Annotated in this window: 24 protein-coding genes, 1 tRNA gene and 1 pseudogene; 13 read left to right on the forward strand and 13 right to left on the reverse strand. The window is 60.2% G+C overall.

Annotated elements, in window-relative coordinates:
• Positions 1-205 precede the first annotated feature (205 nt).
• The 9 genes from HMPREF2914_RS06085 (at position 206) to HMPREF2914_RS32290 (ending at position 6985) form a co-directional block, all read left to right on the forward strand.
• Positions 206-1282, forward strand: coding sequence for a DUF2157 domain-containing protein (locus HMPREF2914_RS06085; RefSeq protein WP_009315241.1), 1077 nt, complete (start codon positions 206-208; stop codon positions 1280-1282).
• Entirely contained in the window at positions 1279-2094 is an 816-nt protein-coding gene (locus HMPREF2914_RS06090; RefSeq protein WP_023092197.1) for a DUF4824 family protein, read from the forward strand. Before HMPREF2914_RS06085 ends, HMPREF2914_RS06090 begins: the two co-directional genes overlap by 4 nt.
• A gap of 85 nt (positions 2095-2179) precedes the next feature.
• The gene (locus HMPREF2914_RS06095) at positions 2180-2392 is read left to right on the forward strand and encodes a cysteine-rich CWC family protein (RefSeq protein WP_015503462.1); all 213 of its coding nucleotides are present in this window, start codon (positions 2180-2182) and stop codon (positions 2390-2392) included.
• Positions 2392-3084 carry a pseudouridine synthase gene (locus tag HMPREF2914_RS06100; RefSeq protein ID WP_015503463.1) on the forward strand — a complete coding sequence of 231 codons (693 nt, stop codon included), beginning with the start codon at positions 2392-2394 and terminating at the stop codon, positions 3082-3084. Before HMPREF2914_RS06095 ends, HMPREF2914_RS06100 begins: the two co-directional genes overlap by 1 nt.
• Positions 3085-3219: 135 nt before the next feature.
• Positions 3220-4263 carry a L,D-transpeptidase gene (locus HMPREF2914_RS06105; RefSeq protein ID WP_003134392.1) on the forward strand — a complete coding sequence of 348 codons (1044 nt, stop codon included), beginning with the start codon at positions 3220-3222 and terminating at the stop codon, positions 4261-4263.
• Between the two features lie 79 nt (positions 4264-4342).
• Positions 4343-5080: a murein L,D-transpeptidase catalytic domain family protein gene (locus HMPREF2914_RS06110; RefSeq protein ID WP_023092198.1), complete on the forward strand. Its 738-nt coding sequence runs from the start codon at positions 4343-4345 to the stop codon at positions 5078-5080.
• A 451-nt stretch (positions 5081-5531) separates the two neighbouring features.
• Positions 5532-6434, forward strand: a complete 903-nt coding sequence (gene phaG / locus HMPREF2914_RS06115; RefSeq protein ID WP_003085447.1) for a (R)-3-hydroxydecanoyl-ACP:CoA transacylase — start codon at positions 5532-5534, stop codon at positions 6432-6434.
• Positions 6435-6564: 130 nt separating this feature from the next.
• Positions 6565-6638: transfer RNA gene (locus tag HMPREF2914_RS06120), tRNA-Gly, on the forward strand.
• Between the two features lie 122 nt (positions 6639-6760).
• Positions 6761-6985, forward strand: a complete 225-nt coding sequence (locus HMPREF2914_RS32290) for a hypothetical protein (protein ID WP_073675491.1) — start codon at positions 6761-6763, stop codon at positions 6983-6985.
• Here HMPREF2914_RS32290 and HMPREF2914_RS06125 read toward each other — a convergent pair.
• From HMPREF2914_RS06125 to HMPREF2914_RS06180, 11 genes and pseudogenes are all read right to left on the reverse strand, one after another.
• Positions 6969-7964 (reverse strand): phage integrase, encoded by a 996-nt coding sequence (locus HMPREF2914_RS06125; protein WP_023090792.1) that lies wholly within the window; start codon positions 7962-7964, stop codon positions 6969-6971. The genes HMPREF2914_RS32290 and HMPREF2914_RS06125 overlap by 17 nt on opposite strands.
• Positions 7964-9256 carry a hypothetical protein gene (locus HMPREF2914_RS06130; RefSeq protein WP_003115206.1) on the reverse strand — a complete coding sequence of 431 codons (1293 nt, stop codon included), beginning with the start codon at positions 9254-9256 and terminating at the stop codon, positions 7964-7966. Before HMPREF2914_RS06130 ends, HMPREF2914_RS06125 begins: the two co-directional genes overlap by 1 nt.
• 229 nt (positions 9257-9485) lie before the next feature.
• Positions 9486-10760: a zonular occludens toxin domain-containing protein gene (locus HMPREF2914_RS06135; protein ID WP_023092200.1), complete on the reverse strand. Its 1275-nt coding sequence runs from the start codon at positions 10758-10760 to the stop codon at positions 9486-9488.
• A gap of 3 nt (positions 10761-10763) precedes the next feature.
• Positions 10764-11120, reverse strand: coding sequence for a DUF2523 family protein (locus HMPREF2914_RS06140; RefSeq protein WP_003114150.1), 357 nt, complete (start codon positions 11118-11120; stop codon positions 10764-10766).
• A 4-nt stretch (positions 11121-11124) separates the two neighbouring features.
• Positions 11125-12417, reverse strand: coding sequence for a hypothetical protein (locus HMPREF2914_RS06145; protein ID WP_023092201.1), 1293 nt, complete (start codon positions 12415-12417; stop codon positions 11125-11127).
• A 135-nt stretch (positions 12418-12552) separates the two neighbouring features.
• Positions 12553-12801 carry a major capsid protein gene (locus HMPREF2914_RS06150; RefSeq protein ID WP_003125072.1) on the reverse strand — a complete coding sequence of 83 codons (249 nt, stop codon included), beginning with the start codon at positions 12799-12801 and terminating at the stop codon, positions 12553-12555.
• A gap of 12 nt (positions 12802-12813) precedes the next feature.
• Positions 12814-13065: a hypothetical protein gene (locus tag HMPREF2914_RS06155; RefSeq protein ID WP_003115979.1), complete on the reverse strand. Its 252-nt coding sequence runs from the start codon at positions 13063-13065 to the stop codon at positions 12814-12816.
• Between the two features lie 121 nt (positions 13066-13186).
• A complete protein-coding gene (locus tag HMPREF2914_RS06165; RefSeq protein ID WP_003115097.1) occupies positions 13187-13621 on the reverse strand; it encodes a hypothetical protein in 435 nt (144 codons plus the stop codon).
• Positions 13622-14136: 515 nt separating this feature from the next.
• Complete coding sequence (locus HMPREF2914_RS32600) at positions 14137-14424, reverse strand: lysogeny maintenance protein PflM (protein WP_023092202.1); 288 nt, start codon at positions 14422-14424, stop codon at positions 14137-14139.
• A gap of 16 nt (positions 14425-14440) precedes the next feature.
• Positions 14441-14572, reverse strand: a pseudogene (locus HMPREF2914_RS32605) (Arc family DNA-binding protein); the annotation flags it as partial.
• A complete protein-coding gene (locus HMPREF2914_RS06180; protein ID WP_016852068.1) occupies positions 14569-14784 on the reverse strand; it encodes a hypothetical protein in 216 nt (71 codons plus the stop codon). The gene HMPREF2914_RS06180 and the pseudogene HMPREF2914_RS32605, both read right to left, overlap by 4 nt.
• Before the next feature lie 130 nt (positions 14785-14914).
• Here HMPREF2914_RS06180 and HMPREF2914_RS32905 point away from each other — a divergent pair, with 130 nt between their 5' ends.
• From HMPREF2914_RS32905 to HMPREF2914_RS31235, 4 genes are read left to right on the forward strand one after another with little or no spacing between them, the layout of a single operon-like run.
• Positions 14915-15184 carry a hypothetical protein gene (locus HMPREF2914_RS32905; RefSeq protein ID WP_047925767.1) on the forward strand — a complete coding sequence of 90 codons (270 nt, stop codon included), beginning with the start codon at positions 14915-14917 and terminating at the stop codon, positions 15182-15184.
• Positions 15185-15238: 54 nt separating this feature from the next.
• The gene (locus tag HMPREF2914_RS31225; RefSeq protein WP_023092203.1) at positions 15239-15937 is read left to right on the forward strand and encodes a hypothetical protein; all 699 of its coding nucleotides are present in this window, start codon (positions 15239-15241) and stop codon (positions 15935-15937) included.
• A gap of 36 nt (positions 15938-15973) precedes the next feature.
• On the forward strand, positions 15974-17197 hold the full coding sequence (locus HMPREF2914_RS31230) for an AAA family ATPase (protein WP_023092204.1): 1224 nt from the start codon (positions 15974-15976) through the stop codon (positions 17195-17197).
• Complete coding sequence (locus tag HMPREF2914_RS31235; RefSeq protein WP_071537913.1) at positions 17197-17757, forward strand: DUF4276 family protein; 561 nt, start codon at positions 17197-17199, stop codon at positions 17755-17757. The genes HMPREF2914_RS31230 and HMPREF2914_RS31235 overlap by 1 nt, the downstream gene beginning before the upstream one ends.
• 367 nt (positions 17758-18124) lie before the next feature.
• Here HMPREF2914_RS31235 and HMPREF2914_RS06185 read toward each other — a convergent pair whose 3' ends face one another.
• Positions 18125-18601, reverse strand: a complete 477-nt coding sequence (locus HMPREF2914_RS06185; RefSeq protein ID WP_023434603.1) for a hypothetical protein — start codon at positions 18599-18601, stop codon at positions 18125-18127.
• 231 nt (positions 18602-18832) lie between these two features.
• Positions 18833-19126, reverse strand: coding sequence for a DUF2845 domain-containing protein (locus HMPREF2914_RS06190; RefSeq protein WP_003141121.1), 294 nt, complete (start codon positions 19124-19126; stop codon positions 18833-18835).
• Positions 19127-19353: the final 227 nt, after the last annotated feature.

Genomic DNA, 19353 nt, shown 5'->3' on the forward strand with positions numbered 1-19353 from the left:
CCACGCCTGGACAAGATCCCGATGGAGCGGGAAGCCGGTTGCGGCGGTTGCAACCCGGCTGCACTAGAGACCGAAGGGAAAAACGGAAATTCCCTGAATCCGACCAACGACAGGCCCCTCCAGGGCGTGACCGCCGCCGGCGTTTCTCGGTAGAGTGCGCGGATCAAGGACTGTCGGCCCCGCCGGCAAGGCTCAAGGAGCATGCATGCAACCCATCGACCGCGCCCAGGCACAGCAGCGCGCCAACGACATCCTGGTGTTCCAGCGCGAGCTGCAACGCCTCGACCAGGAGCAGGCGTTCCGCCTCGAACCGACCCAGGCCCGGCAACTCGCCGACTATCACCTGGCCCTGCTGGACAGCTACCGCGACCGTTTCGACATCGACCACGACCTGCGCAGCCAGCAACTTTCGCTGGGCATGCGGGTGGCCTCGTTCTTCGGCGCCCTGGCCTTCGCCGCCAGCGTGTTCCTGCTGTTCTATCGCTTCTGGGGCCTGTTCCCTACCGTCGCCCAGGTGGCGATCCTGGTCGGCAGCGCCTTCGTCGCGTTCTTCGCCACACTCTGGGTCCAGGCCAAGGACACCTCTGGCTACTTCAGCAAGCTGGCGGCGATGGTCGCGTTCGCCTGCTTCGTCCTCGACCTGACCATGCTCGGGCAGATATTCAACGTCACCCCCAGCGACCTGGCCCTGGTGCCCTGGGCGCTCTACGCCCTGCTCCTGGCCTACCTGTGCAACGCCCGCCTGCTGCTGGCGGCGGCGATCCTCTGCGTGATGGGTTTCATCGCCGCGCGCGTCGGCACCTGGGGCGGCGGCTACTGGCTGGGCGTAGGCGAGCGACCGGAGAACTTCTTCCCCGCCGCCGCGCTGATCTTCGCCGTGCCGCTGTGCTTCGAGCAGCGCAACTTCAGCGGCTTCGCCGTGATCTACCGGGTGTTCGCCCTGCTCGGCCTGTTCCTGCCGATGCTGGTGCTGGCCAACTGGGGCTCAGGCAGCTACCTGGCGCTGCCGTCGGCGCTCATCGAGGGGCTCTACCAGGTCGCCGGCTTCGTCGCCGCCGCCCTGGTGATCTGGCTCGGCGCGCGACGCAACTGGGCCGACGTGAGCAATACCGGGATCACCTTCTTCGTCATCTTCCTCTACACCAAGTTCTTCGACTGGTGGTGGGAAGCGATGCCGAAGTACCTGTTCTTCCTGGTGCTCGGCCTCAGCGCCTTGCTGATCCTGCTGGTCCTGCGCCGCCTGCGCACGCCCCTGGGCATCGCCGCGAGGACTGACGCATGAATCGCAACCGTCGCAACGCCCTGATCGCCGGCAGCCTCCTGCTGCTGGCGGCGAACCTGGCCGCCCTCGGTGGCGTCGCCTGGAACCGGTCCGGCGAGGCCGAAAGCAAGCTGGTGCTCAGTCAGCGCGAACTCCAGCGCAACTGGTCCTACGGCTTCTGGAGCGAAGAGAACAGTGGCGTCGAACTGCGCCTGGAGCTTCGCTCGCCGAACGGCGAGCCGCCCAATGACCTCGCGCCCCCGCTGCCGCCCGAGCAGATGCGCGCCCTCGGTTTCAGCATCCCGGACGCGCTCGACGAAGAGAGCGTACGGCGCTACCGCCGCCAACAGGAAAAACAGGTGCTACTGGTCCTGGAGCTCGACGGCCCGGCCTATCGCCGCGAAGTACGCCTGGCCGAGGAGCGCCTGGCCGAGGCCCGCGCCCGCAGCAAGGCCCTGCCCAAGGACGAAATGCTGTCCAGCCAGATGGAGGCCGCTCGCCACCAACTGAAGCATGAGCAGGGAGAGGCCAGCCGACTGTTCATCGTCGACACCGGCCTCGACCTGGCCGCCCTGCGCCAGCGCTACCCCGAGCGCCAGCGCTACGCCATCGTCAAGGGCCGGGTGCGTCCCTGGTCCGCGGTCGACGAAGGCAGGACGCTGATCGGCGGCTACATCAGCCGTACCGACCTCGCCGCGATCAACGTGCCACGACAATGGCACGCGGTATTCGCCAAAGTCGACGGACAAAACTACCGGCTAGCGCCGCTGGAACTGCACCTCAGCTTCGGCCAGCGCCTGGAGCCCTGGATCACCAACGCCGTTCGCCGCTGAAACGCCCCGCCCGGCGCGCGATGCTTGCATCCGCGCGCCGGGCGCTGCACCCTGGGCACCCGCCAGCCATCCACCGCGCCGCGCCATGAACAGCGAAATCGACCCCGGCCGCTGCCCGCTGTGCCAGCAATCCAACCGCTGCACCCTGGCCGATCCCGCTAGCGCCGCCCAGGCTTGCTGGTGCTTCACCACGGAAATCGATGCGACCGCACTGGAGCGGATTCCCGCCGAGCTGCGCCGCCGTGCCTGCCTCTGCCCGCGCTGCGCGCAACTATTGCCGCCCGACGCCGACGACTGATGCGCCTGGACCGCTTCCTCGCCAACCTGCCCGAACTCAGCCGCCGCGACGCGCAGATGCTGATCGCCGGTGGACGCCTGCGCGTGGACGGCCAGGTGGTGCGCGACGGCACCCACGAAGTGCGTGTCTTCAGCCGGGTGGAACTGGACGAGCGGCTGCTCCAGGCTGGCAAGCCGGCGCGCTACTACATGCTGCATAAACCGATGGGCTGCGTCAGCGCCACCCGCGACCCGCAACACCCGACCGTCCTCGACCTGTTCCCGGAAGACCAGCGCGACGACCTGCACATTGGCGGTCGTCTCGACTACAACACCACCGGCCTGATGCTGCTGACCAACGACGGCCAGTGGTCGCGCCGCCTGACCCTGCCGGGCAGCCGGCGCGACAAGGTCTACTACGTGGAAACCGAGGCGCCCATCGACCAACGCTACGTGGATGCCTTCGCCGCCGGCCTCCACTTCCGCTTCGAAGACCTGATCACCCTCCCCGCGCAGCTCGAACCGATCGGCCCACGCTGCGCCCGCCTGACCCTGCACGAAGGCCGCTATCACCAGGTCAAGCGCATGTTCGGCCACTTCGACAACAAGGTGCTGCGCCTGCACCGCGAGCGCATGGGCGATATTTGTCTCGACCCGCAGTTGCCGCCGGGTGCCTGGCGCCCCCTGAATGCTGAAGAAATCTGTTCGGTGTGAAACCCCGCCGCCCGCCGCCTGTCCACCGAAAGAGGCCGGACCGCAGGGGTTTGGCCGGCCGTCGCGAGCGACGCTAAGCTGAATGGCGTCTGTCGGAGCGACAGCCTTTCCCGCATGGAGCAAGAGAAAGCGCCGATGAAAAGATCCCTTGCCGTACTGCTGCTGGCCTTCGCCGTCGGCAGCCTCCACGCGGCGCCCGCCAGCCCAGCGAACGCGCCTTTGCCGCCGGCCGACATCAAGGCGCGGCTGAAGAGCATGAAGCCCGGCGAGTACCTCTGGTACCCGGAGGTTTCCCCGCAGGGACCGGTGACCATCGTGGTCAGCCTTACCGAACAGAAGGCCTACATCTACCGCAACGGTATCGCCATCGGGGTCAGCACCCTCAGCTCCGGCAAGAAGGGCCGGGAGACCCCGACCGGAGTGTTCTCGATCCTGCAAAAGAGCGTCGACCACAAGTCCGACCTCTACAACAGCGCGCCCATGCCCTACATGCAGCGCCTTACCTGGGACGGCATCGCCCTGCACGCCGGCAACCTGCCCGGCTATCCCGCCTCCCACGGCTGCATCCGCCTGCCTATGGCGTTCGCCAAGAAGCTCTACGGCATCACCGGATTCAGCTCCACCACGGTAATCATTTCCAACGCCAGCAGCGCGCCGAAGGAAGTCGACCACCCCGGCCTGCTGGCGCCGACGGTAGCGGACGGGCGACCGGTGACGCTGCCGGTAGAGCCCGGAGAGATCGCCTGGAACGACCCCGGCGCGGAGCGCGGTCCGTTGTCGGTGCTGATCAGCCGCGCCGACCAGCGCGCCTATGTCTACCGTGGCGGCCAGCGCATAGGCACCGCACCGGTGCAGTTGCCGGCACGCCCGCAAACCGGCATGGCGGTGTTCTCGCTGCTGGAAAAGCCGACCCTGGACGAAATCGGCGAGACCTCGCCGAACCTGCGCTGGTCGGTGGTCCAGGTGAGCAACCCGGGACAGGGCCTGACACCCTCCGAGCAACTGGGCAAGATCCGCATGGACCCGACCTTCGTCCGCGAAATGCTGAGCGCCATGGACGTCGGCAGTACCCTGGTGATCACCGACTGGGCCTCGACCCGGGACACCCACAGCGACTCCGATTTCACGGTGATCGCCACGGAAACACCGAACAATCCGACGAAATCGCTTAAAAAGTAGTCGGCAAGTTGTTCAAAAATCGAGCACAATGCCTCTCATCCGGTAAAAACCACACTGAACCGATGGGAATACTGCTCGTATGCCAACCTTCCTCCGTGCCGCCCTGCGCAGGCTGAGCCTGGCGGGCGCCACCCTTTGCGCAATGGCCAGCGGGCCGGTGTTCGCCATGCCACTTCCCTCCGCCAAGGACCTTCAGAAACTCGCTCCCCAGGCCAGCCTGCCGACCCTCGAACTGGCCCTCACCGCCTATGCCTGCGCGAGTGCGAGCCAGGGTGACGACAACGGCCTGCTGACGGTGATCGACTACTCGCGGCCGTCGCGCGACAAGCGCCTCTGGGTATTCGACCTGAAGGCCCGCAAGCTGCTCTTCGAAGAGTGGGTGACCCACGGCAAGAACAGCGGCGATGACCTTGCCACCTCCTTCTCCAACCGGCCGAACAGCTACCAGTCGTCGATCGGGCTGTTCCAGACCGGCCAGCTCTATACCGGCAAGCACGGCCAGTCGCTGCGCCTGGTTGGCCTGGAGCCGGGTTTCAACGACAAGAGCGAAGAACGCGCCATCGTCATGCACTCCGCCGCCTACGCCGATCCCAGGGTGGTTCCCGGGCTCGGCCGCCTGGGCCGCAGCCAGGGCTGCCCTGCGGTACGCCCGGCCGTGGCCGCCCGGCTGATCAACACCCTCAAGCGCGGCAGCTACGTGTTCGCCTACTACCCACAGCCGAAGTGGCTGGAAACCTCGCGCTTCCTCGCTCCGCAGAGCTGCGCCGTGGCACGTGCGGCACGCACGTCGGAAGTCATCGCCAGCCTGCTCAAGTGAACCACCGGGGCGGCGGCCGCGCCGCCCCTCTCCTTCCCGGCCCCCCGAAATCGCGGCATCGGCGCTTGCCCGGCGGCATTTCGTCGGATTCCTTCCCTTCTTCCCCCATCCACAAGCGAAACAGGGCTTGCAGCCCGGCACGCCGGCTGCTTAACTGACGCTCACGTTGTGACCGATCGGTCACAAACGACTTCCAAGAAAGCCCGCGTGACTGCCCGCGCTTCGGCGCCGGCCTTTCCTGCCCGGCCAATAGCCGCATCGCCAAGACCCGAAAGGGTTTCTGACGAACTCTATTTGCCTGTAAGTCGTTGAAAATTAAAAGTTTATTAAATCCATCCGAATGACATTCAACTGTCATTGGGAGGCGCTTTCATCTGCCCATGAGCATTTTGTATTCGCCGCGACAAGCAGGTCGCCGCGTTCCCATCGAACGATTCCAGGAGGAAGCGACATGAGGCCGGAAACAGCCATCATCGAGATCCACGGGCAATACAGGATTCACACCGAGTTCTACGGCAACCCCTCGGCGCAGCAGACCATCATCCTGGTCAACGGCTCGCTGTCGACCACAGCGTCCTTCGCCCAGACCGTGAAGTACCTGCAGCCGCATTACAACGTGGTGCTCTACGACCAGCCGTATGCCGGCCAGTCCAAACCCCATAACGAAAACCGCACGCCGATCAGCAAGGAATGCGAGGCCAGGATCCTGCTGGAACTGATCGAACGCTTCCGCGCCGACGTGGTGATGTCGTTCTCGTGGGGCGGCGTCGCCACCCTGCTGGCCCTGGCGCAGCGTCCCGGACGGATCCGCAGGGCGGTGGTCAACTCATTCTCGCCTCAGCTCAACCCGGCCATGCTCGACTACCTGCATCGCGGCCTCGACTACCTCGCCGCCTGCGATCGCACCCAGGTCGGCAACCTGGTCAACGAAACCATCGGCCGCTACCTGCCGCAGTTGTTCAAGCGCTACAACTTCCGCCACGTCAGCAGCCTGGACGAGCACGAATACCACCAGATGCACTTCCATATCCGCGAAGTGCTGCGCCTGAACGCCGATAGCTATACCGAGAGCTTCGCCGGCATCGAGATCCCGGTGCTGTTCATGAACGGCGAGCTGGACATCTACACCACGCCCCACGAAGCCCGCCAGTTCGGCCAACTGATCCGCGGCGCGGAATTTCACACCATCCGCAATGCCGGCCACTTCATCGACGTCGAGCACAAGGCCGCCTGGCAACAGACCCAGGACGCCCTGCTGGCCTTCCTCCGCCCGCAGCGCACGCAGCCGCTCAACCCGATCTACCGCCCCCAGCCCAACGGCGCCAGCGTCCCCCTCGCCGCCCTCGCCAGCTAACCGCCACCGCCACGGGGAGCCCCGCTCCCCTGGCGGAAAAACCCAGCGAAATCAACAAAAACCCCGCCCCGGGCTTCACCTGCCGCCGCGCATCTGGTAAAAAGGCGCCCTGGCCGCAAAAGCCGTCCGAGCGGGCGTCGTATAATGGCATTACCTGAGCTTCCCAAGCTCATGACGAGGGTTCGATTCCCTTCGCCCGCTCCAGATCACCCTGCCAAGCCCCTGAAATGCCTAGCGTTTCGGGGGCTTTGCTTTTTTGGGGATCGGAAACGTGTCGAAAAAGTGTCGATAATGCATCCGTAGCCATCGCGAAAAGGAATCCCCACATGCATTACCTTTGCGGCAAACAGATAAAGATCGGCGATGCAGTCTTAATTGAATCCGGCCAAACAACTGGAACCGTTGAGGCAATAATCGTCACAGCCGAAGACATGAACCAATGGCAAGTCAACGAGCCAGGAATTCTCGTTAAAGCAGACCCGTTTGGCCTTGTATTCTGGCCACAGAGCGATCCCGACCCTGTGCTATTGCAGCCTACCCAACACGGATAACGTTAAGCGGATTCAATTTCACAGCTTCGGATAGATGCTCTTCCGATAGATGCGCATATCGCATCGTCATCGATAACGAGGCGTGCCCCAGGATGTGCTGCAACGTCACGATGTGCCCGCCGTTCATGATGAAGTGACTGGCGAACGTGTGGCGCAGTACGTGGCTGGCCTGCCCCTTCGGCAGCTTGATGGAGGTCGACAGCAGCACCAGGCGGAACACGCCAAGGCAGTTCGTGAACGGCCCGTGGGTCTGCCAATGCCGGCGAAGGTCGGCGCCCAATTCTTCCGAGATCGGCACCGAGCGCACACGCTTGGACTTAGTGTTGGCGAAGATCACCGTATTACCTTTCAGACGTTCCGGCGTCAGCGCCTGAGCCTCACCCCATCGAGCCCCTGTCGCGAGGCAGATACGAGCGACCATCTTCGGATGTGGCGACGTGGTGCGCGCATCCAGGGCCGTAAGCAGTTCGGACACCTGATGCTTGGTCAGGTACGACAGCGGTCTTTCCTGAAGCTTGAGCGGCCGCATGCGCCCTACCGGATTCTCATAGTCAATGACGCCGAGTTGGCGCAATTCGTTGTACATGGACTTGAGGTAGCCAAGACGGTTGTTCGCGGTCTTGCCCGACATGCCATTGGCTATCTGTCGGCTACGCAACCGAGCCACTTTCGCAGGCTCCAGGGAGACAGCGACCGGGTCGCCCAGGTCCTTTGCCACCAACCGCAGAATCGCCACGCAACGATGCCCGTTGCTCAGGGTCTGGCCGTGCAGTTCATACCAGAGTTCGACCAACTCCGAGAGACGCCGACGGTCCTTCGGCCTGAGCGTCCAGCAGGGATTTTCCGCACACTTCTGACGCGCGGTGGCCTCGAATTGCTGCGCCTCCATCTTGGTCTTGAACCGCTTGCGAAAGCGCTTGCCCTTGATCGGTTCTACATCGACGAACCAACGGCCATCGGGGAGCTTGGTGATCGACATTAGACGGCATACCCCCGCCGCAGATACCGATCACACATCAGCTTGTGTATGTGCCTTTCCAGATCGCGACGAGTCCAACCCTTGGCGAGATAGTGGTCTTCGATAACGTGCCAGAACTCCAATTTGCGGGCGGACTCAATAGCCTTTTTTGCCGGGACACGCTCCCGCGCGATCAGGCTCACGAACTGGCCAAGGAACATCTCGCAGTTGCGCCCGCTGAAGCCCTTGGCGGTCTTGTAGTAGCGCCGATACTCGGTGCGCTCGATCAGCGGATCGCACTCGACTTGGACACGGGCGTCCTGGCTGATCAGGCTCCAGAACGGATCGTAGACCGCCGTCCGGCTCAGCAGCTTGAAGCTTTCGCAGGCGTAGTTCCACAGTCCTTGCAGATGCGGGCAGAGGCCCTCATAGGTGCGGCAGCCAATGACCTCCCCCGAGGCCATACGCGAGCCTTCGGAGAACTGCTGGACGATGGAGTGATGGAAGCGGAATTCGAGCCGCCAGACCGTTTCCAGGGGGTTATAGGCCGGGTCGCCATCGCCGAACGGATCCCCGTTCAGGGTTGCCCACACGCTTTCCCAATAGTCGAGCTTGTCGGTGGCCCGAGCCTGGAGGGTCTTGTTATAGATCGACAGTTGCAGACCGTTGGCCGAGCCGAACATGTACGTCTCGCCACGCCCGTAGACCGAGGCGTTGCCGTCGAACTCGATCCGCTCGATCCCGCTGATCTGGCGCACCCGACGCGAGCGACAATGCATGCGATCCACCAGATCGCGAGGCGGTTTCCAGCCTTGTACGTCCAGGGCGATATGCACAGCGGCTTGGTTGGTTTCGCAGTGACTCAGCACGGCAGCGGCCAAATCATCCAGCACGCCCTGGAGGATGCGCGGATCGGCGCCATCGAGGGCGTGAGGCGATACCTCGATCTTGAGGTGCGAGCCAATGGTGTCGACCTTGATGTTGTGATTCTTGATTAGCAGGATCAGACCCATTTCAGCGTTCTGCAGGCGGTACTGATAGCCGGAGTCGCGACCGATACGGCCCTTGGACCATTCGTAGCCGGCGAACTCGACCACATCCACCGACAGGTCAAACAGCGCCATGACTTCCGGCCGGAGCTTGCCGTTGTACAACTGCCGCACCGTATCCACGCCGCAACGCAGAATGCGCACGCCTGACAGATCGGTGAATTGAGCCGTGGTGTCGTCGAAGAACAACCGCCCTTTCGGGCTTTCCAAGACCTGACCGTCCGACTCGATACTGACGCGAATTTGATGGCTGATTTTCTTCATCTTTAACGATCCAAATTGGTACGAATTGAAACCGCAATAGGTGGCTTATCTGACGTGTTACAGGGGCGTCGGCCGCGCCTTCGGCCTATCGCTCATGCCTTGCGCTCCCGGCCGGCGGCGCGGCCCGCCCCTCATGGCGGCACCCCTACCGCCGCTAGCGCCGTCATCACCGTCCACCAGTGATGCAGCGCCCAGCCCATCGCCACCGGAACGAGGAATTCCCAATCGATCATTTGTGCCTCCAGGGCCGCGAGGCGTATTCGGAATCGGGGACGATGGTCAGCGGCGACTGACCCCTGGCCGGTGCGTCTGCGGACGCGGCGACAGGCGCTGCCGGAGCGATGCTGGCCACCGCGCCGGCCTGCCTCCCGGCACAGGTGACGGTCTGTTTCCAGTCCTCATAGCGAAGCTCTACGACGCACTCGCCCTTGGGCGTCACCCGGTAGCCGGAGCCGATCAGTTGCCAACTGGTGAGTTCCAGGTGCCGGCCCGTGGGATCGTCCAGGGCGAACATGTAGATATCGCCCCGCGACTTGCGGTAGGCGTGGGCAAGGATGGAGATCCGCCGATCGGCGAAGGGATGGGCGTTCAGATCAACAGGCGCAGCAGCAGGCCCATCAGGTACAAGCCCAGGAGGAAGAAAGCTATTCGCAGCAGGACGCGCTGGAGCAGCCACAGCAGCGGGCGCAGCAGGGGCTTGAGCAGGGTCGCCAGGAGCGTCGGCAGGTGTCGCAGCAGCCGGACCGCCAATCGTGCGCAGAGGCCCCATATACCAGACAAAGCCAATAGTGCCGGCCAGCAATGCCAGTAGAAGAACCAGCTTAGGCGACCGGAAGAGGCTCTTGCCCGCCTTGGTGTCCTGGGTCTTGCCGGTGGCCGTGGACTGGTAGAGGGCGAAGGTCTGCTTTCGGATCCGCTTGTACTCGATGATGGTGCCATCGGCGGGCGGACGGTTGAGTTGGGCGTCATGCTGGGCCTCCTTGTAGCGGCCAGGGATGCCGATCACCGCGAGGTTGGAATGCTTGTAGGCCATCTCGCAGGTCATGCGGATGTCGTCGCGGATGTAGGAGATGTTCGGCGTGGTGAGGACAATGTCCCAGTTGAAATGCCGGTGCCGGGTCCAGGCGTCGAGCCAGCCCATGGGGCGGTCGGCCGCATGGGCCGCTTCCGGTCCACCGGGGTAGTCGAAGCGCTCGAGGTCTTTTTCCCGCCAGGACTTGGGAAACAGCAGTTGGGTTTCGTCGAAGATCAGGAAGGCCCCGCGGGGCGCCCACTGGAACCACGTGCGCATCTTTTCGAGGTCTTCCAGCGACTCCAGATCGAGGTTGATGATCTCCGCCGTGTTGGGCAGGTCCGGAAAGACCTGATAGGCCCGCTCCAGGGTGAAGCCGCGCACGTTGGTGATGATCACCCGCCCGTCTTTCAGCGCGGGCACGGCGTCATCCTGGATAGCGCCGGAGGTCTTGTAGGAGCCATTGGGGCCGTGGTGGATCTTGATCGACACGGATCACCTCCCAATGAACGGCACGAAGCGCATGCAGAAGCGCGTCGCCGCCGCGACCATGATGATGTTCAGCGCCTGCGGCACGCCGAAGAAGGCCAGACCCGCCGCAATCGGCCCCGGCAGCGCGGCGTACATGCTGCGGATCATCTGCGGCACGCCGAGGCTGTCGATCAGTTCGCGGGCGGCGGTGTAGCTGACATCGATCAGCAGGATCAGGGTCTGGAGCGCGGCGTACATCGACGCCTTGGTGGCGACCACCAGTCCGTCGCGCACGAAGTCATAGATGCCTTGGGCGAAGAAATCCCAGATCCACTGGAAGAAGGCGATGATCTGATCGAGAAAACCGGAGAGCCATTCCATAGGGTCAGTCCTTCAGCAGAATGAGGGCGGCGATCAGCGCGGCCATTAGCAGCAGCGCCACGCGCAGGCTGGAGAGTTGGCCGGCGTAGTCGGAGATACAGAGGGAGTAGGACTTGCCCCAAATGGTCATGGGCTCGCAGGGCAGTTGCCCGCCGCCTTCCGCCAGGTTGAGGTCGAACGCGCCCTTCATCTGATCGACGTTGGCCTTCACCTTGGTCTTGAGTTCTTGCTTGGCTTCCTCGACCTTCTTTTCCCAGGTGGCGATAGCGTCATCCCAGCTGCCGGGCGTGGGTTCCTTGAGTTCGCCGCCGGGGCCTTCGGGGCCGGTGGAGCAGTTCTCTTTCGCCGGGTCGCAGGTGCCGTTGCCATCGCCGCCCGTGCCGCTGCCGTCACCGTCGCCGCTACCATCGCCCCCGCCGTTGCCGTCCCCTCCCCCGCTGCCGTCGCCGCCATTGCCGGTGCCGCCATCGTTGCCGCCGCCGTTGTTGTCTCCACCGCCATTGCCATCGCCGCCGCCATCGCCATCACCGCCCGGCGTGGTCGGGTCGGTTGGATCCGTGGGATCGGTCGGGGTCTTGACGCAGGTAGTCCCCGACCACGACCAGCCGGGCGGGCAGCCGGGGTCGTTCGGGTCGGAAGGATCGGTGTTCGGGGTGTCGGGTGGGTTCAGCGAGTCGCCGGTCTGCGCGAAGGTATAGGAGTCGGCGCCGCAGCTTTGCCCGGTGCCCTTGAGGATGTAATTGCAGAAGCCCGTCGTGGTGGAGCCTTTGACCAGATAGCAACTGGCCGGGCTGGGACTGCCGCCGTACTGGCAGCTTTGATAACAGGCAGTCGGAGCGCCACCGTCACCGACATAGTTTCGCCCGCCCGAGGTGACTACCGGCGAGTCCGGCCCCTTGGCCGGGAACAGTTCGCCTTCCTTGCATTCTTCGGGCGGCGGTTTGCAGGCACCGTCGGCGGGATCGATCTCTTGTTCCGGAGGGCAGCTATCGCCAGTCAAGATGGCAGCCGACGGCTCCCAGGTAATTCCGCCAGAACCCGAAACACTGCACTGAACTACGTCGTAGCTCAGCTTGTTGATTTTCTTTAGCCAGTTGGCCGACGTGTTATCGAAGTAGTACTGGCACGCCGCCGTATAGGATGGAAAGAAGGCCGTGGGCTTTCCGGGGATGGAAATCTTCCATTGGTAGAAGTCCGCGCTCGCCAAGGAATGCCACAGCAACGAGACCAGCAGGCCCAGCAGCGGAAGAATTCGGCCAAAGCCGGAACGTGCGTTGTTACTCATCCAGTCACCCATGAAAAAGCCCCCTGCCGGAAACTCCGGAGGGGGCTTCCGCCTCGGTCTGTTCGGTTAGAAGAATTCGCCGGTCCGGTACCCGGTGATGAAGGCGCCGGCGAAGAACGCCCCCAACCACACCGACCAGAGCACCCGTTACGCCTTGCGCAACATGCTGTAGATCAGGCCGGCAACGGCCAGGATCACCAGGGCGCCGACGATGTAGCCGCCAATGGCCTTCATATCGCCCTGCCCATCGGTGATCGCCGATTCCACCGCGCTGGTGTCGATCACCCCGGCGAAGGCCGGCAGCGAAGTCGCGGCAGTGACGGAACCGGCGATGCACAGGTTGCGGAACGAGGCGACCGGGCTGAACTTGGCGATGCGTTGCTTCATTGCTTTCATGGTGTTTCCTCTCTACTTGGCTTTACGAAGAAGTGACGCGACCCAGCCAATCAAAAGCCCCGTCACGAACGATCCCAGGACGCCAGCGGCACCGATGCCGAAGGCTTCCGGGGAGAAACCACCGTTGACCAGGATGTCCACGTATCCAGCGGCCTCGGGCGGAATCAGGTAGGCCTGTTGCCATGCGAGTTCGCGACACGCCATGAAGCCCTCGGGGGTCGAGGTCCACGCGGTACACACCTGCACAGCGACAACGCCTGACATAGCGATCAGTCCTCAAACAGCCAGGGAGGCCGCTAGGCCGTCGATCCAGCCCCAGGCGTAGCCGGTGGCCAGACCTACCGCGAACAGCGAGAGATAGCGGAGCATCGCGGCCTCCTACGGCTTACGCCTTGGCGTCCGGGGACTTGTCTTGTTTGTCCTGGCCCTGCGGCTGCTGGGCCGGGCGCGGGGCTTGGGCTTGCGCTTGCGGGCGGGCCGGGGCTTGGGCGGTCGGCGCGGTCGGCTTGCCGCCCACGGCCAGCAGATCCACAAGGACTTGGGTATTGGTGATCCGACCGAAACGGTCTTGGGTCGGGCGGACCACGCTGGCGAACTTGCAGAGCACCGGCTGGCCTTCGAAGACAATGGCGTCCAGCAGGGTCGGCTCGATGTTGTATTCGCTGATCTCGAAGCCCTTGGCGTTGCCACGGGCGCCTTCCGGGATCGGGGCGATGGACTGGACCGAGGCGTAGATTTCCCCGGTCTTGGTCGAGGTATAGGTGTCGGTCTTGGTGACCCACAGTTCGACGACGCCGCCTTGGGTTGCAAACATGTTCATCGGTGTTTCTCCTTCAATTCGCCTTTTTCGGCGTGAGTTGTCCCGCTGCTGCAAATTCGGCTGTTTCGCCTTCATTCAGCGGTGTTGGGTGAAAGTGATTTGTCGGGCGATCCCTGCGGGCCGGGCTCTATTCGCTAGCGAACCAAGCCAACCACGGGTGTTCGTCTCAGCCCATCCGGGTAACGACCCCTATCGCAACGTCGTCTCCGACGGCCAAGGGGAACGCTTCCCCTTGGAACCCGCAGAGCAACACCAAGGGCTCTGCCCTTGTCATCCCGCTCTTGCCGCCGAGGGCTCGGGAGCGCGGGGCGGAGGAGATGCCCCACACTCCCCAGCGGAGGCTGTTTCAGGGGGGAGGCGTTCAAGGGTGCGCTCCGCCCGTGCTTCCGTTCGCCGGAACGGTGAGGCTGTTCCGACGAGCCGGGAGCGCGGCCCTTGACCGGATCGGCCACAGTGCGGGCGGCCCGGATCAGGCAGAGCAGGAGCAGCGCTTTCAGGGTGTTAGCGAGCATGGGTCAGCCCTCCAGTTGGAATGCTTCGCGCACGGGCACAAAGGGCGTGGGCTTCCCGCTGTCGTACACAACGTGCCAGTACTTCGGCGGACGCCGGGACGGATCGTGTTTCGCGCAGAAGGAACGGGGACGGCAGATCCAGCGGCCACCTTCCAGATAGGGCAGCCCAGGGGGCCGGCAATCCGGACACGGCGACGGGCTGTGCAATGGGATGGCCTGCCTTACGGACCAGCACACAGAGCAGGCGCAGTCCGGGGCGTGGGTTTGGCGTAGGTAGTTGCACTGATGCATCAGTAGCTCCCTCCCCTTCGAAGCTCTGCTGAATACGGAGAACCAGTTCAGCGTTCAGGGAGCGCAACGAGGCTTTCGCAGCCTGTTCAACCCGAGCGCGAAGGGCTGGAGGCATACGGAGCTTGAATTGCGGATCGGTGCGGCTCATGCCGTCCACTCCTGTTCCAACAGCCAGTTGCGAAGCAGCGCGCTATTCACCATGCGCAGCTTTCCGAGCTTCACGGACGGCAGCACACCCCGGTAAACCCAGGCGCGGGCGGTGCCATAGCTAATGCCGTTGCGCTCCGCCCACCGTTCGATGGACTCCACATCCTGTTGCGGCCCTATCAGGGCGCTGGGGTTAAGCTCTTCCAGTTCCATGCTCGTTCCGTCACTATTCGTTGCAACAGCACCGCAGGGGCAAATCCACGGTGTAATTATTGAACTCAAACGGAGTCTATCAGTTCAGATTTAGAGTTCAAATATTGAACTGATAATTTTATAGATCAAAATGGAATCAATTCAGGATAGAGCTATAGCTTTGATCTATAAGGCTGGGCTTGACGAACTGGTAAGGCAATCTGATATCTCTTGGAGCAGGTGGAAGAATCTGCGCCACCGGAAAGCTCGCATCAGTACCGAGGAGGTTGAGGTACTGGTAAAGCTGTTCCCTAGCTATGCGCTATGGATCGCCAGCGGCCAAGTCGCTCCGGAAGCAGGACAAACAAGCCCGGACTATGACGAAGCCAATCGAAACTTGCCCAATCAAAACGCGGGATAGCGATCACTAGAAAAGTAGCACTGCGATGGTATGCCCTACGGACGGAAGGCAAGAATGAAAGCTGACAAGGACGATGCACCAGAGTACTTAAGAAGAAAGCGGAGCCAGAGCTTTGGTAAATGGTCGCTCGCAATTGCTCTAGGGCTAGGACTTTCAGGGTTGGCTTTACACATGGTAGGAAATAAACTCTCTTTCCTTCCAAAACCACAACCCAGCCAACCCTCTAACCTTGAGAAATCTGCTCACACCCCTAACGCTCACACTCCCCAAGACCAGCCCCAAAAGACATCAGAAGAGCTTTTTTGGGAAAGTGTTAATGCACGCAATCATCAGCAGAACCAGCCTAAGCAAACTGTTTATAACGATAGTAATTACAGGCCGCAAAAACCGGCCAATACCTACACACCGCCAGCATCCCATCGAGTAGTGTCTGCGCCCCAGCAAACACAGCAACGCCAAACCAATCGAGCAAACCACGAACGAACCTCTAAGTGGATCAAAAGCTGGAATGGCGGTACAAACTACCTAGCGGAATGGCTATCCGTAAACAATCACATAGATGGCTCCAGTGTCTGCGCCAATCACCGACGCGGATCAATCGACTACCGCGAATGTCGTAAGGCTGCCAAGCAGTATTTCCATGAGCAGTGCAGAATCTGGCGTGCACGTTATGACAATGATCGCAAAGTAAGCAGTGATCGAATGAAGACACGTTACTGCACTGCGGCGAGCAGCTTCAGCCCAATGGGTTGACTCCCTAAAACGAAGAAAAACTAAAGCAGGCACAACATGGCCGAAATAACACTCTCCAAAATCGAAATTAGCAACTATCGCTCATGCGTATCAACAAAATTCGAACCCAATAAAAATCTTTCTGTTCTAATCGGAAGGAATGGCTCAGGAAAAACGAACATCCTATCCGCAATCCAACTTCTCGGTGGTCTACTACACACCAGAGCCTCACTATACTATAAAAATACAGAAAACAGTGCTTTCCTCTCTGATAGCGAATTAAAGGCGACTTTCCATTACAATGGAAACCCGATTGTCTATGAAGCCAAAATAAGCATTACGAATAACGACCGAAATGAAGACGAAATCATAAGCTCTAGAGAATCTTGGTATTTACACTCAATTACGGGTAGACGAAAAAAAATAGGGGTTCCCTTAAATATCCTTCATGACTACGCGTCATCCAGGCGGAATATGTTTGAACCTCTGAAGAATTTTCTAGAGTCTAACTATCCGCACGCTAACTCCTCAGAGGTTTTTCAAACCCTTTTAGAAATTAAGGATTTTGTAAAATCAATTAGTTACTACAGCGCATCCGTCTTCACCAACCCATCTAATTGCCCTATTTCATTTGAAGTAGAAAGCGAGATGGGCGCACGTAGAGGCATATCCATCTCAGGCCACAAAAAATTTCTATACGACTTATATACATCTTACAAATCAAAAAGCTCAAGTTACGCACAATTCATTGACATCATTGGACGGAATGGTCTAAATCTCGTCGATGAGATTAAGTTCCAAGAAATAGAAACATCTTCAGCCACATATAAAGTTGCAATCGGCGGACGACTTATATCAAAAGAGAAGAAAAACAACATTATCATTCCAAATTTCCACATTTCTGAAAATTCACTTTCTCCAAGCCAACTATCTGAAGGTACATTCAGAATCCTAGCATTAATATTTTACATAATAACCGACAAAAGCAAAATAATGCTAATTGAAGAACCTGAAGTTTGCATACATCATGGGCTTCTCTCTAGCATCATCCAACTCATTCAAAGCCTGAGTTCAGAAAAACAAATCATCGTATCCACCCACTCAGACCAGTTATTAGACCAACTAGAACTCAACAAGGTATTCAGAGTAACAAAAACAAATGAAGGAACAGAAGTTTCCACATTAAAAAATAGCTTAAGCCCCGAAGAACTTGCAGAACTGAAGAGCTATTTACGCGACGTAGGCGGGCTCGGCGAGTACTGGAAACACGGAGACTTATAATGGCGACAAAAATTGGCGTAATTGCCGAAGACAATAGCGACGTAGACGTAATAAAAGAAATTCTTTCTAAATACTTAAAAAAGGAAGCCTTCTCTATCACGCACTTCGTAGGAAAAGGCTGTGGAAAGCTAAAATCAAAATGCGCTGCCTGGGTAGATCAGTTAGAGAAAAAAGGGTGCAAACACATTTTCCTCTTTCACGACCTTGACAGAAACAAGGAGGAAAACTTAAAGCGGGAACTTACTAAAAAGCTTGAAAACTGCTCATTCCCGTCGACACTTATAATTATACCGAGGGAAGAGCTAGAAGCATGGCTTCTAGCTGACACAGAGGCAATTAGGCGAGTATTCGCAATCCAAAAGAAAATCAAACCCTTCGCCGATATCGAACAGGTAAAGTCCCCGAAAGAGCATCTAGAGAGACTCGTCAGACAGCAAAGCGAAAAGAAATACCTTAACACAATTCACAATAAAAAGATCGCCAGTGAAATTGATGTTTCGCTACTGGAGAACTATCCATCATATCAACCATTTCATAATTATGTGACCACAAGAATTTAATTATTCAGCTTAAGCTCCACGCTATATAATTTATGAAAAACACAGCGAGCAAACTTAAAAATTCGGAATACCCGCACTCGATTGAGCGTGCTGTGTCGAAAAAGTGTCGAAATCGAAGAAACACAAAAGCATGAATCCGAATTGATAGCCTACAGAATTGGCCATATCGCAACACATTGCAATGCACCGATACTCCTGTCTAAAGGGTTCGATTCCCTTCGCCCGCTCCAGATCCCAATGCAAAAGCCCCTGACACCAACCAGTGCCAGGGGCTTTCTGTTTTCAGGCTTTCCCCGCCTAAAGCCCGGGAAAGATCGGAAGCGCCCCATGGATTTCGGTGGAGGCGCAGCTGGAAGGTTCCTCTCCCTTACATCATCAGCGAGTAGGCCCGCTCCAACTGGTCCAGATCGATATCCAGAGGCAGCGGCAGGGGCGCTTCGCCGATGTGCTGCTCGCTCGCGAACTTCCCCTCGGCCAACACACGTGCCGGGTCGTTGAGGGCGAGGAAGTCACCCCCGTCGTATTCCCAGAAGTTCAGCGGGGAGCGGCCGGAGTAGGTTTCGTTCCAGCAGGCGACATACGAACGTTCGCCCAGGACTTTCGGACGGCAGGAAACGTAGGGTTCCAGATAGACCTCATGGGTGAGGTACAGGAAGGTGAGGTCATCCACGCGATAGGCCGGCGCTTCGCTGACCTCCTGAGGCTCCCCGTCCAGTTGCGCTTCGGGGTTCGCTCCCGGATCGACCGCTGCGACAGCGGAAAACCCATCCGCCCCCCCGGGCTCTCCCATGGCCATGCCTCCGCCGATGAACAGGGAAGCAACCACGACCAATAACTTCAACACGACGCGTCCTCGCCTGAAAATCGCGGAGATTACGCCGCCAACTTTTCAGGTATGCGATCAGGGTGGCCCGCAACCTTCCGCCCCGCCGCCCGATATCGGGCAATTCCTACACGACGGAAGACGCGTCCACCTGGGCCCGCACCCGGCTCGTCTTCTCGCTCAGCGCTCTTTCACGGTGTTCCGCAGCGAATTAGTAATTATCTGTAGGAATAACTCCTCAACAGCCTCGTATCACTTCCGCTCGAGCCGAATCTCGACCAGCTTGCCATCGATGAAGCGCAAGTGTCGGTAGACGCCTCCACTGGGGCCATACACCCAGAATTCGGTGCGTGCGGCATTCAACTTGGGCACGCCGTTGTTGCGCAGGGCAGGCTCGTTGACGATCCTGCTCAGCGGTTGCCCGCACCTTTCCAGGACTTGCTCGACGCTGTCGCCCTCATCCACCAGATGCGTGCCACATCTCATCGAGGCGACGGCAGGAATTGCCAACGAAGACATGAACAGCGTCAGCGCCGTGCGAAACATGGATACCTCCCGCTTCCCCCGATAATGAAAGCGCGGACCGCCGCGGGGCGAGGCGAACTCCCTCACAAAGGCGCAAGCGTCGCACAGCGGCATGGCGACGCAGGCAGTTCCTTGCCGTCGCTTCGCCAGCTTCGTTAGACTGCCGCATCGCAGCACGCTTTCGTGGCTGCGCCCTCCCCGATCCGAGGCTTGCATGTTGGAGATAGTAGTCATCCGATAACCGCCAC

It is taken from the genome of Pseudomonas sp. HMSC067G02 (assembly GCF_001813485.1).
GTDB classification, from domain to species: Bacteria; Pseudomonadota; Gammaproteobacteria; order Pseudomonadales; family Pseudomonadaceae; genus Pseudomonas; species Pseudomonas aeruginosa.